The organism is Halorubrum pallidum (assembly GCF_055380345.1).
Map to the genome: position 1 here is coordinate 853,818 of NZ_AP043945.1, position 15,519 is coordinate 869,336.

At 67.6% G+C, this 15,519-nt stretch carries 20 protein-coding genes; 13 read left to right on the plus strand and 7 right to left on the minus strand.

The genetic code is table 11. The features are described 5' to 3' along the window. The first annotated feature begins 202 nt into the window (after positions 1-202). Positions 203-394, plus strand: coding sequence for a UPF0175 family protein (locus tag ACZ45C_RS05965; protein ID WP_460560216.1), 192 nt, complete (start codon positions 203-205; stop codon positions 392-394). Between the two features lie 105 nt (positions 395-499). Here the strand turns inward: ACZ45C_RS05965 and ACZ45C_RS05970 are convergent, their stop codons facing one another. Then, positions 500-1,606: a 60S ribosomal export protein NMD3 gene (locus ACZ45C_RS05970; RefSeq protein ID WP_460560215.1), complete on the minus strand. Its 1,107-nt coding sequence runs from the start codon at positions 1,604-1,606 to the stop codon at positions 500-502. Between the two features lie 134 nt (positions 1,607-1,740). On the opposite strand from ACZ45C_RS05970, the gene ACZ45C_RS05975 reads away from it, so the two are divergent. Together ACZ45C_RS05975 and ACZ45C_RS05980 are read left to right on the plus strand one after the other, a co-directional pair. Beyond that, a complete protein-coding gene (locus ACZ45C_RS05975) occupies positions 1,741-2,094 on the plus strand; it encodes a DNA-binding protein (RefSeq protein ID WP_460560213.1) in 354 nt (117 codons plus the stop codon). Next, entirely contained in the window at positions 2,095-2,688 is a 594-nt protein-coding gene (locus ACZ45C_RS05980; protein WP_460560211.1) for a DUF7411 family protein, read from the plus strand. A 101-nt stretch (positions 2,689-2,789) separates the two neighbouring features. Here the strand turns inward: ACZ45C_RS05980 and ACZ45C_RS05985 are convergent, their stop codons facing one another. Together ACZ45C_RS05985 and ACZ45C_RS05990 are read right to left on the minus strand one after the other, a co-directional pair. Continuing rightward, a complete protein-coding gene (locus ACZ45C_RS05985; protein ID WP_460560209.1) occupies positions 2,790-3,860 on the minus strand; it encodes a Gfo/Idh/MocA family protein in 1,071 nt (356 codons plus the stop codon). Between the two features lie 121 nt (positions 3,861-3,981). Then, a complete protein-coding gene (locus tag ACZ45C_RS05990; RefSeq protein WP_460560207.1) occupies positions 3,982-5,520 on the minus strand; it encodes a phosphohexomutase domain-containing protein in 1,539 nt (512 codons plus the stop codon). A 91-nt stretch (positions 5,521-5,611) separates the two neighbouring features. Here ACZ45C_RS05990 and ACZ45C_RS05995 point away from each other — a divergent pair, with 91 nt between their 5' ends. Then, positions 5,612-5,890 carry an acylphosphatase gene (locus ACZ45C_RS05995; protein ID WP_460560206.1) on the plus strand — a complete coding sequence of 93 codons (279 nt, stop codon included), beginning with the start codon at positions 5,612-5,614 and terminating at the stop codon, positions 5,888-5,890. Here ACZ45C_RS05995 and ACZ45C_RS06000 read toward each other — a convergent pair. Next, the gene (locus ACZ45C_RS06000; protein WP_460560204.1) at positions 5,880-6,332 is read right to left on the minus strand and encodes a hypothetical protein; all 453 of its coding nucleotides are present in this window, start codon (positions 6,330-6,332) and stop codon (positions 5,880-5,882) included. The genes ACZ45C_RS05995 and ACZ45C_RS06000 overlap by 11 nt on opposite strands. A gap of 145 nt (positions 6,333-6,477) precedes the next feature. Between ACZ45C_RS06000 and ACZ45C_RS06005 the strand changes: the two genes are divergently transcribed. Further along, the gene (locus ACZ45C_RS06005) at positions 6,478-7,716 is read left to right on the plus strand and encodes an RNA-guided endonuclease InsQ/TnpB family protein (RefSeq protein ID WP_460560202.1); all 1,239 of its coding nucleotides are present in this window, start codon (positions 6,478-6,480) and stop codon (positions 7,714-7,716) included. A gap of 148 nt (positions 7,717-7,864) precedes the next feature. Here the strand turns inward: ACZ45C_RS06005 and ACZ45C_RS06010 are convergent, their stop codons facing one another. Further along, the gene (locus tag ACZ45C_RS06010) at positions 7,865-8,254 is read right to left on the minus strand and encodes a winged helix-turn-helix transcriptional regulator (protein WP_460560200.1); all 390 of its coding nucleotides are present in this window, start codon (positions 8,252-8,254) and stop codon (positions 7,865-7,867) included. Positions 8,255-8,323: 69 nt separating this feature from the next. Between ACZ45C_RS06010 and ACZ45C_RS06015 the strand changes: the two genes are divergently transcribed. From ACZ45C_RS06015 to ACZ45C_RS06040, 6 genes are all read left to right on the plus strand, one after another. Further along, positions 8,324-8,773 carry a DoxX family protein gene (locus ACZ45C_RS06015; protein ID WP_460560198.1) on the plus strand — a complete coding sequence of 150 codons (450 nt, stop codon included), beginning with the start codon at positions 8,324-8,326 and terminating at the stop codon, positions 8,771-8,773. 109 nt (positions 8,774-8,882) lie between these two features. Then, entirely contained in the window at positions 8,883-9,365 is a 483-nt protein-coding gene (locus tag ACZ45C_RS06020; protein WP_460560196.1) for a VOC family protein, read from the plus strand. Further along, positions 9,365-9,994, plus strand: a complete 630-nt coding sequence (locus ACZ45C_RS06025) for a flavin reductase family protein (protein ID WP_460560194.1) — start codon at positions 9,365-9,367, stop codon at positions 9,992-9,994. The genes ACZ45C_RS06020 and ACZ45C_RS06025 overlap by 1 nt, the downstream gene beginning before the upstream one ends. A 129-nt stretch (positions 9,995-10,123) precedes the next feature. Continuing rightward, positions 10,124-10,495, plus strand: coding sequence for an Htur_1727 family rSAM-partnered candidate RiPP (locus ACZ45C_RS06030; protein WP_460560192.1), 372 nt, complete (start codon positions 10,124-10,126; stop codon positions 10,493-10,495). Then, the gene (locus ACZ45C_RS06035; protein ID WP_460560191.1) at positions 10,492-11,715 is read left to right on the plus strand and encodes a TIGR04347 family pseudo-SAM/SPASM protein; all 1,224 of its coding nucleotides are present in this window, start codon (positions 10,492-10,494) and stop codon (positions 11,713-11,715) included. Before ACZ45C_RS06030 ends, ACZ45C_RS06035 begins: the two co-directional genes overlap by 4 nt. Before the next feature lie 80 nt (positions 11,716-11,795). Next, entirely contained in the window at positions 11,796-12,629 is an 834-nt protein-coding gene (locus ACZ45C_RS06040; protein ID WP_460560190.1) for a geranylgeranylglycerol-phosphate geranylgeranyltransferase, read from the plus strand. Positions 12,630-12,718: 89 nt separating this feature from the next. Here the strand turns inward: ACZ45C_RS06040 and yciH are convergent, their stop codons facing one another. Continuing rightward, on the minus strand, positions 12,719-13,012 hold the full coding sequence (gene yciH / locus ACZ45C_RS06045) for a stress response translation initiation inhibitor YciH (RefSeq protein ID WP_004596695.1): 294 nt from the start codon (positions 13,010-13,012) through the stop codon (positions 12,719-12,721). A gap of 166 nt (positions 13,013-13,178) precedes the next feature. Next, the gene (locus ACZ45C_RS06050; protein WP_460560189.1) at positions 13,179-14,510 is read right to left on the minus strand and encodes a dihydroorotase; all 1,332 of its coding nucleotides are present in this window, start codon (positions 14,508-14,510) and stop codon (positions 13,179-13,181) included. Positions 14,511-14,679: 169 nt separating this feature from the next. On the opposite strand from ACZ45C_RS06050, the gene ACZ45C_RS06055 reads away from it, so the two are divergent. Together ACZ45C_RS06055 and ACZ45C_RS06060 are read left to right on the plus strand one after the other, a co-directional pair. Beyond that, positions 14,680-15,168: a hypothetical protein gene (locus ACZ45C_RS06055; protein ID WP_460560188.1), complete on the plus strand. Its 489-nt coding sequence runs from the start codon at positions 14,680-14,682 to the stop codon at positions 15,166-15,168. 68 nt (positions 15,169-15,236) lie between these two features. Then, entirely contained in the window at positions 15,237-15,473 is a 237-nt protein-coding gene (locus ACZ45C_RS06060; RefSeq protein ID WP_460560186.1) for a hypothetical protein, read from the plus strand. Positions 15,474-15,519 lie beyond the last annotated feature (46 nt).

The following is a 15,519-nucleotide window of genomic DNA, read 5'->3' on the forward strand; positions in this document are numbered from 1 at the left end:
GCACGTATCGGTCGCAAGCGCTGATAATTCCTGCGGGCTCGACCCGTCCCGGCCGCCCGCTCACGCGATCCAAAACGGCGATCAATGTGGTAGTAATTATACGCTGCGTCGCTGATCGATCGTCAATATATATCGTATAAGGTCTATCAGGGCCATGAATGAAGTAGTAACCTTCATAATCCCTCACGGCTGTACTGGAAGTATGGCTTCACACGGGCTGTCGAGTGCCCTGACGCTGTACGGTTCGAGAACGCTGACACTCTCACAGGCGGCCGCACAGGCCGGTCTCAGCGTGTCCGAATTCATCGATCAGCTCGAACGCCGCGGTATCGAGGTCTCCAACTCGGAGCGTGCCGCCGCGCTCGGTGACGAGCAGCCGGCTCGCGCCGACTGACGGACGCTCGTTCTCCGCTCGCTCAGCTTCGAGCGAGTTCTCTCGATCCGCGCCGGCTCCCTCTCGTGGATCGTCTCAGCCGCCGCACCCACCAGGTCGCGGCCGCTACGTTTCGGGAACGAGGTGGACCTCGCCGCCGTGTTCGAACGCGAGCACGGTGTCCGCGTCGTCGTCGACGAACTCGGGATTGGGAACCGCCTTCGCCTCGTAAGTGACCGGATCGAGCACTTGGATGGCGTTCTCGTCTTCGACTGTCACCACGGTCGTCTCCGCGGCGTCGTCTCGGGTTCCGAGCCGCGTCGCGTCCGGCGCGTCGGCCTCCTCGAAGTCGGAGGTGTACTCGTCTCCGGTCGCGAGACGTACTCCCTGTAGCCGACCGGACACGCCGGTGACGAGGACCGGGCCGTCGCCGTCCCCGGGATCGAGTATCTCTCCTTCGGCGTAGCGAGGGAGCCGGACCGCGAACGTCACCCGGTACACCTCGTTTCCGTCGCCGTCCTCGGTGACGAGAGTGGGGTACGACTCGAAGCTTCCGCCGAGCCGGTCCGTGATCCGCGTCGCGACGTTCTGTGCGAGCCGGTTCGACGAGAGCTTCACGTCCGGGCCGTCGTCGGTCTCGTTCACCTCGGTGATGAACGCCTCGCGATCGCCGTCTTCCTCCTGTTTCGCGACGTACGATTCCGCGATCGACAGCGCCTCCGCGCGCTCTTCGGGCGTCAGGTCGCGTTCGTCGGCGCGGATCTGCACGATGCCGGCGTAGTAGCCGCCGGCGATGCGTCCGCAGCGGTCGCAGGTCCCGCGCGAGATCCTAACCGGAACGGTGACCTCCGCGGAGCGGAGCGTGCCCCGGACGACGCCCGAAAAGCGGCAGTGCATCCGGATCGTGGTCTCGTCGACCTGTTCGGGCTCGACGCCCCACTCCACGTCCGCGGCGTCGACGTGGACGCCGAGCCGTTCCGCGACCTCGTCGACGGCGACGTCGGTGTAGTCGCGCGCGCCGACGTCTCGCCACGACACCCCGCGCCGGACCGCGCCGCACCCGGAGCAGACGAGAACCTCGATTCTCTCCGGCGCGTCGACGAGATCGAAGTCCTCGAAGTAACAGTCGTCACACAACAGCGCGTCCCGCCCGCCCGGATCGCCCGGCAGCGGCTCCCGCCGCTCGGCGACGGCGTCACCGCAGCGCGGACAGAACTCCCGCGATTCGCTCATTGCGGCGAGTTATGCCGAGGAGCCGTTTAAGCGGCGCGGACCGACCCGCCACCGCCGTTTCGATCCGGGTTCGCGTCCGCCGAGACGGCGATCCCTCCGAAATCGTTTTTCGCGCGGACCGTGAACGGGCGTGTATGAGCGAGAACTCCGACGACGAACGTCTCCAAGAGCTTCGAGAGGAAAAGATGGAAGAGCTTCGCGAGCGCCAACAGCAGGGTGGCGGCGACGCCGACGCTCAGAGAGAGGCCCAGGAACGCGCCGAGGCCCAACAGGAGGCGGTGCTCAAACAGCATCTGACCGACGGCGCGCGCCAACGACTCAACGCGGTCGAGATGTCGAAGCCCGAGTTCGGTGAGAAGGTGAAACAGCAGGTCGCGGCGCTGGCACAGAGCGGACGCATTCAGGGACGTATCGACGAAGATCAGATGCGCGACCTGCTGAAAGAACTCCAGCCCGACCAGCAGAGCTTCGATATCCGCCGCCGATAGATGGAGCTCGCGCTGCTGTACAGCGGCGGGAAGGACTCGTCGCTCGCCGCCCACCTGCTCGATCGGTTCTACGACGTGCGGTGTGTCACCGGGAGTTTCGGACTCACCGACGACTGGGAACACGCCGAGCGCGCCGCCACGGAACTCGGATTTCCGTTCGAACGAGTCGATCTCGACGAAGAGGTGGCTGCGGCGGCCGCCGAGACGATGATCGCGGACGGGTACCCACGAAACGGAATCCAGCGCGTGCACGAGCACGCCCTGGAGGTGATAGCGACCCGAGACGTCGACGCGGTCGCCGACGGCACGCGCCGAGACGACCGCGTGCCGACGGTCTCTCGCGCGCAGGCGCAGAGTCTGGAGGACCGCCACGGCGTCGACTACATCTCGCCGCTGTCCGGGTTCGGTCGCCACGCCGTCGACCGCCTCGTCGAGGCGACGTTCGACGTTCAGCAGGGACCGAGCGAGGAGGTGCCCAAGGCGGACTACGAGGACGAACTCCGGAGGCTCATCGCCGACGAGCACGGGGAGCGAGCGGTCGACGAAGTCTTTCCCGACCACAACCAGACCTACGTCCACGGTCGGAACAGGTGAGTCCCCCTGAGGTCCAGCGACGGTGTCGATAAACCGTCTTCGGCGATATCTAACGTTCAGTGCGGTCATCTTTCGACGCGGGAGAACCCGGACACCGCGCGTCAGTCGAGACGGACCGCTTCGCCCCGTTCGGAAGATCGGTAGACCGCGTCGATGACGCGTTGAACCGACAGGGCCTCGTCGATCGTGTTTATGTCGGGTGCGTCGCCCGTCGCGACGGCCTCTAGGAAGACGCCCTGCTCGGCCGCGTGACTGTCGGTCTCTCGCACCGCTATCTCGGCGTCGGAGACGTGGTGCTGGTCGCCGTCGAACGCGGTCGCCTCGTGGATGGTGAGGTCGTCGGTCCCACGGTCGAAGGTCGCGCCCGCCTCGGTGCCGCGGACCACGAACTCGTCGTTCGTCGGGCGGTTCGTCGCCCACGCGACCTCCAGCGACACCGTGTTGCCGTGGGCGTCGCGGATGAGCGCCGACGCGGAGTCCTCGACGTCGAACCCCTCCGGTCCGGCGTCGTCGCCCCACATGTTGACGTACGCGTAGTCGTCGCGCCCGCCGAACTCCGAGCGCGTCTCGCCGGACACCTCGACGACCTCGGGGTGGTCGAGGAAGTACAGCGCGAGGTCGACGGCGTGGACGCCGATGTCGATGAGCGCGCCCCCGCCGGCGACCTCGCGGGACGTGAACCACGAGCCGCGGCCGGGGACGCCGCGCCTGCGGACGTAGTTCGCCTCAACGTGAGTCGTCTCGCCGAACCGGCCCGCCTCCTGGTACCGCTTTATGACCTGTACCGGTTCCGCAAATCGATTGTTGAAACCGACCATACAGAACCCCTCGGCGTCGCGGGCGGCGGTGGCGATTCGCTCCGCGCTCTCGAGCGTGTGTGCGAGCGGTTTCTCGAGGAGCACGTCGAGGCCGGCGTCGAGCGCCGAGAGCGCGTACTCCTCGTGGAAGCGGTTCGGCGTCGTGACGAGTACCGCGTCGCAGTCGTCGTAGAGATCGGCCTCCTCCTCGTACGCCGGCACCCCGAACTCCTCGTGAAAGCGGCCGCGCGCGTTCGGTTCGACGTCCATACCACCGACTAGCGTCGCTCCCCGCTCGACAAGTTTCGTCGCGTGGTGGTGTCCGATCCCACCGAGACCGACGATCCCGACGGCGACGTCGTTCGCACGAGTCATGTTTTCAATTCACAATGGACGTTGTTAATCTTCACGGCGGAGTTACGCGGACGCGCGTTCCGGAGCCGGAGCGGGAGGACGAACCGGGTGTCGGTCGAACGCGCGGTCGGTGGCGGTCGCCTCACCCACCGTCGTCGGTCGCCTCGACGACCGATTCGACCGCCGCTTCGACGATCTCCTCGACTTCCGCGATCAGCCCGTCGACGCCGTCGCTTTCGGCGTACACGCGGACGTACGGTTCCGTCCCCGAGGGACGAACGAGGACCCACGAGGCGTCCGGGAACTCGAGGCGCACACCGTGGTCGGTGTCAACCGTCGCGTCGGGAAACGCGTCGGGGAGGGCCGTTTCCAGCCGAGCCATCGCGTCGGTCTTGGCGTCGTCCGGACAGTCGACGCTGACCTTGCGGTACGGGCGCTCCGTGACCGGATCTCGGAGCCCGTCGAGGCCCTCGTCGGCGACGAGCCGGGCGATCACGGCCGCCGACGCCACGCCGTCGATCCACTCGCCGAAGCCGACGTGAATATGCTTCCACGGCTCCGCGGCGAAGACGACGCGGGTGTCGTCGGAGCCGGTCCGAGTCGCCGCCTCACGGACGGACGCGATGCCCTCGTGGAGCGCTCCGAGCCGCACGCGCTCGACGCGCCCGCCGGCCTCGCGGACGCGCTCGTCGATCCGGCCCGAGGCGTTCGGCGTGGTGACCACCACCGGATCTGCGGCGTCGCTCTCTCGGGTGTACCGCTCGGCGAGCATCGCGAGGACGGTGTCCTCGTGGACGACCTCGCCGTCGGCGTCGACGATCACGATCCGGTCCGCGTCGCCGTCGTGACCGATGCCGAAGGCGAACTTCTCGTCCGTCTCGCCGCCGCCCGCCGTCGACCCGTCCTCCGCAGTGGTATCCGCGTCGCCGCGAGCGTCGTTGGCGTCGGCGACGAACGCGCGGAGATCGGCGAGCGTCTCCGGCGTCGGCTTGCTCCCGCGGCCGGGGAAGTGGCCGTCGACGTTGCCGTTGAGGGTGACGACATCGGCACCCAACTCGCGGAGCACGGTCGGCGTCGCCGGCGCGCTCATCCCGTTTCCGCAGTCGACCGCGATCCGGAGGCCGTCGAGGTCGGATCCGAACCCCGCGGCGTACTCGCACACGTCGTCGAGGTAGCGCGGAAGCGTGTCGACGCGCTCGGGAGCGGTCCACTCGTCCCACGCCGCCGGCGGCGTCTCCGCGTCGACGCGCGCCTCGACGGCGCGTTCGGCGTCGCGGTCGAACTCGCTGCCGTCGCGGAACAGCTTGATCCCGTTGTCGCTCGGCGGGTTGTGCGATGCCGTGAGCATCGCGCCGTACCGACCCTGCGACGCGTGCGCCAGCGCCGGTGTCGGCAGTTGCCCCGCTCGCTCGACCGCGACGCCGCCCGACGCGAGCCCCGACGCCATCGCGGCCGCGAGCGCCGGGCCGGTCACCCGCCCGTCGCGAGCGAGCACGACCTCGGGTGCCGGCTCCGTGGCGTCGTCGCCCCCGTCGCTTTCGTCCGCGCCTTCCTCACCGTCGCCGGCCGCTTCCCGGACGCGTACCTCCGCCGCGACGGCCCGGCCGACGGCGAGCGCGAGTTCGGGGGTAACCCGCTCCGTGGCGTTCCCGCGGATCCCCGCGGTTCCGAACAACTCCATAGTCGACGTGTCGCCGGCGAGTCGTTAGAAGTCGTCGGTTGTGCGCCGGCCGCCGTGGTACTTACAATGCCGGCAAACGCACGACCCGTCGATGACCAATCGAACGCGAGCACACGTGTACGTCTCGGGTCGCGTACAGGGCGTCTACTACCGCGCGACGACTCGCGACACCGCCCGGGAGGCGGGCGTCGACGGCTGGGTCCGCAACCTCGACGACGGCCGCGTCGAGGCCGTTTTCGAGGGCGACGAGGCGGCGGTCCGCGAGATGGTCGACTGGTGTGAGACCGGGAGCAAGGCGGCTGAGGTCGATGACGTCGACGCGACCTACGAGGAGCCGGAGGGGCTCGACGGCTTCGAGGTCAGGTGGTGACGGAGTCGCGCGACTCAGGTCTGACTCCGAGCGCTTCGAGCGCGCGCAACACGATGATCGCCTCGACCACGTCGCGTTCCTCGGTGTAGGGGTCGTCGACCGCGTTGAGGGTGGCCTCGGCCTCGCGCTCCAGTCGGGACTCCAATTCCGTCTGGTCGGGCTCGTCTTTCGTCGCCGACAGCAGCGCCTCGTGGTCCGCGCGGAGATCTAAAGAGACGTGCGCGGCGTTACACCGCGAGAGCGGGTGCGTGTCCATCTCGATCGCGAGGTCGCTCACGAGGTCCCAGTCGTCGGCGCAAAAGCGGAGCGTCACCGCGCCGACCACGTCGTGCCACGCGATCGGCCCGCCGTTCTCCATGAGCCGGAGCGCGCGCGGCGGGACCGCGATCCGGGTGTGGGTGTCGTCGCGGCCGCACAGACAGCAGGGGGTGTTCTTCAGCATAATTCAAGGTGGAGCCTCCGACCTCAAGGAGCGAGTGTAGCGAGCGAGTAGGTCGGAGAGGAAACCGACATGGCACGACTCAACCGGCATACTTCGATCGCCCGACTCCCGAGACTATAAGTACCGTCAAGTAGTAATCTGAAATATGGAGGTGCGTCGAACCGCGCCGGTCAAACTCAGCGTTCCCGATGAGCGACGCGACGACCTCCACCAGTCAGCCCGCCAGTTCCTTTACTGTGCGAACCGCGCCGCCGACTTCTGTTGGGACGGTCGCTCCTACACAAACTGCGTTACGGCGAACTCAACTGCGCGTGACGCGCTCTACGCGGAGCTGCGGGAGGAAACTGACCTCACTGCGAACCTCGTCCAAGAAGCGATCCGCCGCGCCGTCCAAGCGACGAAAGGTGTCGTTGAACGGTGGAAACAAGGGAAGCGTGTGAGCCAACCAGAGTTCACGTCGTGGAGCATGGTCTACGACAAGCGGAGTGCGACGTTCTACCGGAACAAAGTTTCACTCTCAACCGTCAACGGGCGCGTCGAGTGCGAGTTTGAACTCCCGGCAGACAGCCCGACGCCCTACGAACAGTACGTTCTTTCGGACGAGTATGAGTTCCGGGCGAGTACACTCCAATACGACAAGGCGACCGACGAGTTCTACTTCCACATCACGACTCGGAAGGACGACGATGACGAGGTTTCGGAAGATACCGGGCACCAAACAGTCCTCGGTATCGACCTCGGCGTCAACAGCCTCGCCGTCTCTTCGACCGGCACGTTCTGGCAAGGTGACGACTACGACCATTGGTGCCGCGAGTTTGAGAAGCGGCGTGGTGAGATGCAACAACGTGGCACGCAGGCCGCACACAATGCCCTGCTTCGCCTCGGAAAGCGCGAAGAAGCCTGGCGAAAACAGTACATCCACACCGTCGCCAACGAGATCGTCGAGGAAGCCGCCGAACACGACTGCGACGTGATCGTGTTCGAGGACTTAACGGACATCCGTGAGCGACTTCCATACGCGAAGTGGCACCACGTTTGGGCGTTCCGACGCCTGTCCGAGTACGTCTCCTACAAGGCACTAGAACAAGGCGTCTCCGTGGAGCAAGTTGAGCCGAACCACACGTCCCAACGTTGTTCTCGGACGGACTGTGGGTTCACGCATGAAGACAACCGCCACGGTGAACACTTTGAGTGCCAGAAGTGCGGCTATGAGGTCAACGCGGACTACAATGCAGCGAAGAACATCGGGGTGCGATACGCCCGGAAACAGAGACACAGCCTCCGTTCCTCGCCCAAGTCGGGGAGCGGAGACGCACCAGTAGACGTGCGTATAACTGGTGGGACGGTGAACGGCGAGAGTCACCAGCCTATTGCTAGCGACTGATTGCCGGGAGTCCACATCAAAGCCCCACCCTCAACGAGCGAACCGCGTATGCGGTGAGCGAAGTAGGGTGGGGTAGTTTACTCCGGCGTACACGCCGATCCGTACGGGACGGAGGGTGGTGTGCGTTTCGGCGGCAGTGCGGCCGTTGTCAGGCGTTACACTCGGTGAGCCACTCGTGGGCCCAGTCGTCGATCTCCTCGAAGACGGGTGCGAGCGACTCTCCCTTCGGGGTGAGGCTGTAGAACGTCGCCACGGGCGAATCCTCCTCCAGCCGGCGGTCGACGAACCCCGTCTCCTGGAGGTCGTCGAGCACGCGCGAGAGAGTGCGGGCGTTGGCGTCGGTCTCGCGTTTCAGTTCGTTGAACCGCGACTCGCCGTTCAACAGCTCGTGGAGGACGACGAGCCGCCACCGCGAGCCGATCTGTTCGAGCGAATCGACGACTGGACACGGGGTCTCCGGAGCCGAAGACGTGTCTGTTCCGGACGCGGTGTCGGTCGTTTCCGCCGGATCCCCGTCGGAGAGTTCTGGTGAGGACATCGGTGTTACCTGCTTACCCGATTGTCCGGGAAACGATATATAGGTTACGTCCGTATATGTGGTTACACGATGTTAGCAGAAATCACGACGCTACCGCTTCAGTTCGACGCGCCGCTGGCGGGCGAACTGTTCCTTATCGGCCGGATCCTGTTCGGCGGCACGCTCGCGTTCATGGGACTGAACCACTTCATGGACCTCGACACCATGGCCGGCTACGCCGAGTTCAAGGGCCTTCCCGCCCCGCGGTTTTCGGTGATCGCTTCCGGCCTCGTGCTCGCCTTGGGCGGTCTCGGAGTCGCCGTCGGCGCGTTCCCCGTGCTCTCGGCGGGCGCGCTCGCCGTCTTTCTCGCCGTCTCGGCCGTGACGATGCACGACTTCTGGTCGGTCGACGATCCCGAAGAACAGCAGAGCGAGATGACGAGCTTCCTCAAGAATATGTACGGTGCCGGCGCGGCGCTCACGCTGCTCGCCGTCGGCGGCACCGCGTGGCCCTACGCGGTCGGTCTCGGACTGTTCTGAGTCGGGCTCGGCCGGATGAGACCGGACGTCCGGCGCCACGCCGTCGACCTCGCGTTTTTCGACGCCAGTACCACTAACTGACTCCGCGACGACTCACGAGACACGACTCATGACCGACGCCCCGCCCACCACCGGCTTACACCACGTGACGAACATCTGCACCGACATGGACGAGACCGTCGCGTTCTACGAGGACGCGCTCGGCTGGCACACCGTCAAGCGGACGCAGAACTACGACGATCCGGGGACGCCGCACTACTACTTCTCGTCCACGCCCGGGGGCGAGCCGGGGACGACCGTCACGTACTTCGAGTACCCGAACTCGCAGGGCGCGCCGGGCCCCGGCGCGAGCCACCACTTCGCGTTCGGCGTCGAAGACGAGGCGACGCTCCGCGAGTGGCAGACGCACCTGCGCGAGCGGGACGTTCGCGTCTCCGAGATCAAAGACCGGACGTACTTCAAGAGCATCTACTTCAGCGACCCCGACGGACTCGTCTTCGAACTGGCGACGATGGGGCCGGGATTCACTCACGACGAAGACGAGCCGGGAAGCGAGGAGATAGACCCCTTCGAACGCGAATACGAGCGCTGATGCCGGACGAAGAGAGCGATCCACGCCACACGCACAACGACGCCCATCGGAGCGGCGGACCGGACGCCTTCGGGTCGCCGTACCGGCTGCTCTCGACCGCGGTGACGCCCCGACCGATCGCGTGGATTTCCTCGCGGGGACCGGCCGGGGAGAACCTCGCGCCGTACAGCTTCTTCACCGTCGTCGCGATCGACCCACCCGTCGTCGGATTCGCGCCGGTAGCGACCGCGGCGGACCCGAAGGACACGCTCGCGAACGCCCTCGAAACGGAGGCGTTCGTCGTCAACGTCGTCACGGCCGATTTGGTCGAGGTGATGAACGCGTCGAGCGCGACCCTCGAGGCCGGAGACAGCGAGTTCGACCACGTCGGGATCGAGCGCGTCGAGGCGACGCGGGTGGACGCGCCGCGAGTCGCCGACGCGGCGGTCGGACTGGAGTGTGAACTGTACGACGCAGTCGAGGTCGGTACCTCGACGCTGGTGCTCGGCGAAGTCGTGTACGCGCACGCCGCCGAGTCCGTCCTCACCGACGGCCGGATCGATATCGACCGACTCGACACGGTGGGGCGACTCGCCGGCGAGTGGTACGCGAGCACCGACGACCGATTCGAGATCGAACGACCGCCGTAGCGGCCGCCGACTCGATATTTCATATAGCGACACTTGATATATACTTCGTTCCCACAAACGTGTTCGGTCGCGTTGCACGGCCGTGAGAACCTGCGAAACGCCGTTCGGGTGACTGACCGTACACGGGATATGGTCGAGAAGACGGATCGGACTCCAGAGGACGGATCGCGCTCGACTGACGGCCGGCGGTTCGAGGTCTTCGTCCGCGAGGACGAGGCCGACCCGCTCCGGCACGTCGGCACCGTCGCGGCACCGACTCCGGACGCCGCTCACGAGGAGGCGAGCGCGCTCTTCGCGTGGTACGCCCGCGACGTCTGGGTGTGTCTCGCCGACGAGACCCATCGGTACTCGGCCGAGTCGCTCGCGGACGAGAGCACAGGGAACGCGCCAGGGGGAGACGACGCAGCGGGCGACGGTGAACCCCGCGTGTACGAGGAGACCGAAGGAACGCCGAGCGTCGGGGACGATCCCCGGGCGACCGACGCGGAGGGGTCGCGATGATATCCGTCAGCAAACTGCTCTGCGGGCTCGACGCCGAGAGCGACGGGCTTCGGTACGACGCCGCCGGCGACTCGTCGAAGACGCAGATCACGGCGGACAAGCAGCGCCGGCCCGTCGTGGTGTGGAACACGACGAAGCGGTGTAACCTCTACTGCGAGCACTGCTACGCCGCGGCCGACTGCGAGGGCGCGCAAAACGAGCTGTCGACCGCAGAGGGGAGGGCCCTCATCGACGACCTCGCCGACTTCGGCGCTCCCGTCCTCCTGTTTTCGGGCGGAGAGCCGCTCGTCCGCGAGGACCTCCCGGAGCTCGTCGCGCACGCGGCCGACCGCGGCGTTCGCCCGGTGCTCTCCACGAACGGAACCTTACTCACCCGCGATCGGGCGCGGGAACTGAAGCGGGCGGGGCTGCAGTACGCCGGCGTCTCCGTCGACGGACTCCCCGAGCGAAACGACCGCATCCGCGGGGAGGAGGGCGCGTTCGACGCCGCGGTCCGCGGCATCGAGGCGTGTCTCGACGTTGGCCTCAAAACGGGGCTCCGGTACACGATCACCGAGCACAACGTCGCGGATCTGGCCGGCGTCGTCGACCTCCTCGTCGACGTGGGCGTCGACCGATTCTGCTTCTATCACCTCGATTACGGCGGGCGGGGCGCGGACATCTCGGACGTCGATCTCTCGCCGGAGGCGACTCGACAGGCGGTCACCGACCTGTGTGACCTCACCCGCGAGTACCACGACGCCGGCGAGGAGATAGAGACGCTGCTCGTGGGGAACTACGCCGACGCGGGGTACCTCGTCGAGTACGCCGACCGCGAACTGGGGATCGACCGCGCCCGGCTGATCCACCGCTACCTCCGGCGCAACGGCGGGGATCCGACCGGCGAGCGCGTCGGCGACGTCGACCCCGTCGGGAACGTCCACTTCACGCAGTTCTGGCAGGGATACTCGCCGGGGAACGTCAGGGACCGCTCGTTCGGCGCGATCTGGTCCGACGAGTCGAACCCGCTCCTCGACGGACTCCGCAATCGCGAGGACCACCTCACCGGGCGCTGTGCCGACTGCGCGTACCGGGACATCTGCCGCGGCGGGTCGCGCCTCCGCGCGCTGGCCGCACACGGCGACCCGTTCGCGCCCGATCCGAAGTGCTACCTGACGGAGCGCGAGCGCGAGGGCGCGGCGGCCGCGAGCCGACTCGACAGGGAGTCGCCGGCGGACTGATCGCACGCGGTAGGCGGAGAGTTCCCGTACGGCCGGATCCCGCGTCGTTTATGTGTCGGCCGGCGGTGGTCGGAGACGACGTGCACGACACAGCGCGCGGAGTCGTCGAACTCGCACGCCCGGGCAACTGCGTCGCGGCCGCGGTCCTCACGGGAACCGGCGCGTTCGTCGCCGGGATCGACGCGGCCGTCGTTCCGACCGCGGTCGCGATGGCCGTCACCGCGGTCGCGGTCGCGGCGGGCAACGCGATCAACGACTACTTCGACCGCGAAATCGACGCCGTCAACCGCCCGGATCGCCCGATCCCGCGCGGCGCGGTGTCTCCGCGGGGCGCGCTCGCCGTCTCGGGTGGGTGGTTCGCGCTCGCCGTCGCGCTCGCGGCGTTTCTCCCGCCGCTCTCGATACTCATCGCCGCCGTCAACCTCGTCGCACTCGTCACGTACACGACCGTGTTCAAAGGAACGCCGGGGCTCGGGAACGTGCTGGTCTCGTACCTCGTCGGATCGACGTTCCTGTTCGGCGGCGCGGCGGTCGGCAGGCCGGCCGCGGTCGTCGTGCTCGCGCTTTTGGCCGGGCTCTCGACGTTCGCTCGCGAGGTGATAAAAGACGTCGAAGACGTGGCTGGCGACCGTAAAGAGGGGCTCTCCACGCTCCCGATCGCGGTCGGCGAACGGCGGGCCCTCTGGCTCGCGACCGGCGCGCTCGTCGTCGCGATCGCCGTCAGCCCGGTCCCGTACCTCACGGGGACGTTCGGCGGCGTCTACCTCTTCGGCGTCGCCGTCGCCGACGCGGTCATGCTGTTCGCCTGTTACGAGAGCTTCGCCGATCCCGCGACCGCACAGCGGCGGTTCAAGTACGGGACCTTCCTCGCGACGGTCGCGTTCGTCGCCGGTCGCGCAGTGGTTCCGGTCTGATCTGGCAGCCGGTGCTCGGCGACGACAACGCGGCCGCTCCACGGTGAAGTTCGCGAAAAATCGCTCGACGGCGGACGGTTAGGTGACGGTCACGCGACGTTGAAGCCCTTGTCGCGGAGGAAGTCCTCCACGCGGCCCGAGTGGTTCCCCTGCAGCTCGATGGCACCGTCTTCGACGGTACCGCCGCAGGCGAACTTCGACTTGAGATCCGACGAGAGCGAACTCAGGTCGACGTCTTTCGGGTCGAATCCTTCGATGACCGTTACCTCCTTACCGTACCTGCGCTCGTCGATGCGGATGCTGATCTGCTGGGACTCTTTCGCGACGTCCTCGCAGACGCAGAGTTCCTGGGGCAGTCCGCACGTCGAGCAGACTTCCGACATTACAGTCGAAGGTACATGGTGCCCGTATTAAATAGTGTCGGGAGTGCCATCGCGCCCGACGACCGACCGCGAGGCTTTCTCCTCGAACTTCCGTAACCCGTCCGCAGTTCGCGACCCGCAGTCCACGCGCTGGTCACGCGCCGGTCACGCGCCGGTCACGCGCCGGTCACGCGCTGCGGACGTTGCGACCGACCGGATCGCCGAACGACTCCGCGCCAGTGATCGGATCGCGCTCGTAGACGACCGATCCGCGGACGACGGTCAGTTCGGGGAACACGCCTCGGAGCCCCTCGAACGGCGTCCAGCCGCAGGCGCTGTGGAGCGCGCCGGCCTCGATCTCCCGCGGATCGGCCATGTCGACCAACACGAGGTCGGCGTCGGCACCCTCGGCGATCCGACCCTTGGCGGACAACCCGAAGACCGACGCGGGGTTGGCGGCGACGACGTCGCGAACCCGCTCCATCGACAGTTCGCCGTTGCGGACCGATTCGAGGAGCAGCGGGTACAACGTCTCGACGCCGGGAACGCCGCTCGGAGCGTCCGAGAGCCCCCGTCGCTTCTCCTCGACCGTGTGAGGCGCGTGGTCGGTCGCGACCACGTCCACGTCGCCGTCGCGGAGCCGCTCGAACACCGCGGTGCGGCGCGCCTCGGAGCGCAGCGGGGGATTCATCCGTCCGAACGTACCGAGGCGGCCGGCGTTCTCCCGGGACAAGAAGAGGTGGTGCGGCGTGACCTCACAGGTCGCCGCCGCGCCGCCGGATTCGCGGGCGTCTGCGACCGCGTCGATCGCCTCCGGCGTCGACGTGTGCGCGATGTGGACCTGCGAGTCGAACCCGGCAGCGGCGTCGAGCGCACGTTCAACGGCCGCGATCTCAGCGTCGGCGGTCCGGTAGGCGGACCACGCGTCGGCGACCGCGGCGGTCCCCGGTCCGCCGAGGTCGCCGTCGAGGGCCCCGTCGTCGAACAGCGTCTCGTCTTCGGCGTGCACCGTGACCGGAACGTCGCGGTCGGCGGCCTCGGCCAGCGCCTCTTCGAAGAGGTCGAGCGCGATCCCCATGTCGCCGGTCGAGTCCGCGAGGAACACCTCGCCCAGCGCGAACAGTGGACGCTCGAACAGGCCCTCCGGATCCCAGTCGCCGGTGACGCCGCCGTTGATCCCGTAGTCGACGAGCGACGACGACGCGAGCGTGCTCTTCTCGTCGAAGGCGGCGCCGTCGACGGTCGGTGGCGAGGTGTTCGGCTGATCGACGACGCAGGTGACGCCGCCCGCGGCCGCGCTCTTCGATCCCGACCGCCAGGTCTCCTTGTGGCTCGCACCGGGCTCGCGGAAGTGGACGTGGACGTCGATCGCGCCGGGGAGGATGTGACGGCCGCGGGCCTCGACGACCCGCTCGCCGGCCGCGGCGTCGAGTCCCGTCGCAACCCGCGCTATCGTTCCGTCTCGGATCCGGACGTCACGCACCCGTCCGTCAGCCAGCTCCGCTCCCGTGATGAGCATGCGTACGCGCTCACGTCACGGTACATAAACCGTGGCGGTTCGGGAGCGGACGGGGACTCGACGCCGCGGCCGGACGGGGATCGTTCGGTTCCGAGACCCGCGTACGACACCGTTGAACGGCCCGAGCTGCACCACAAAAGGTTTGTCGTGCGCGAAAGCCGTTCACGACATGGTCCCCTCCACGATCGCCGTCAGCACCGTCGTCGGCTGGCTCTCCACGCTCGCGCTGTTCGCGATCCCCGGAATCGTCGCCGCCGCGCTCTGGTCGCCCTTCCTTCTCGCGTCCCGGTTCCGCGCGCTGTTCCGGGCGCTGCCGCCCGCGGGCCGCACGACCGTCTCGTACCTCGCCGTCGCGCTCGGACTCTCCGTGCCGTACCTCGTCGGCGTCCTGCTCACGGTCGGGCTCGTCGACTCGTCCGGGGCGGGCTGGAGCAACGCCCTCATCGAGACCGCGCTGGTCGGCGGGCTCTGCACCGGCCTCGTCGCGCCCGTCGTCGCCGTCGTCGGGCTACCCCGGCTCGGAATCGACTGGGACCCGACCGGCTACGGCCCGTCGACGTGGGCGCTCGTCGTGGCCGCCGGGGTCTGGTACGCGGTGGTCGCTGCAATCCCGCTGTTCGCGCTCTCAGTCGTCTTCGCGCTGCCGGGCGGGTACTGACGGAGTTCTCTCGACGCGGACACTCACCACCGTAAGCTTTTGTTGAGTCGCGCGTCGATCGCCCGGATATGTTCCCCGCACCCCTCCGGCCGTTCTTCGCCGCGGTGCCCCTCCTCGTCGCCGCGGGCGCGCTAGCGATGGCAGCGTTCCCCCGACGGATGACCCGATGGCAGGTGCGCGGTCCAGACGGGACTGCGCGGGTCGAACTCGGTCGAACGCGCCTCCTGATGATGCGCGTGGTAGGTGTCGTCGTCGCCGCGATCGCGCTCCTCACCGTGTTCGCCACCTTTGCGATACTCCCCTGAGACGACGGGGACACGATCCTCGCTTCACCGGCTCGTTTTTCACTCG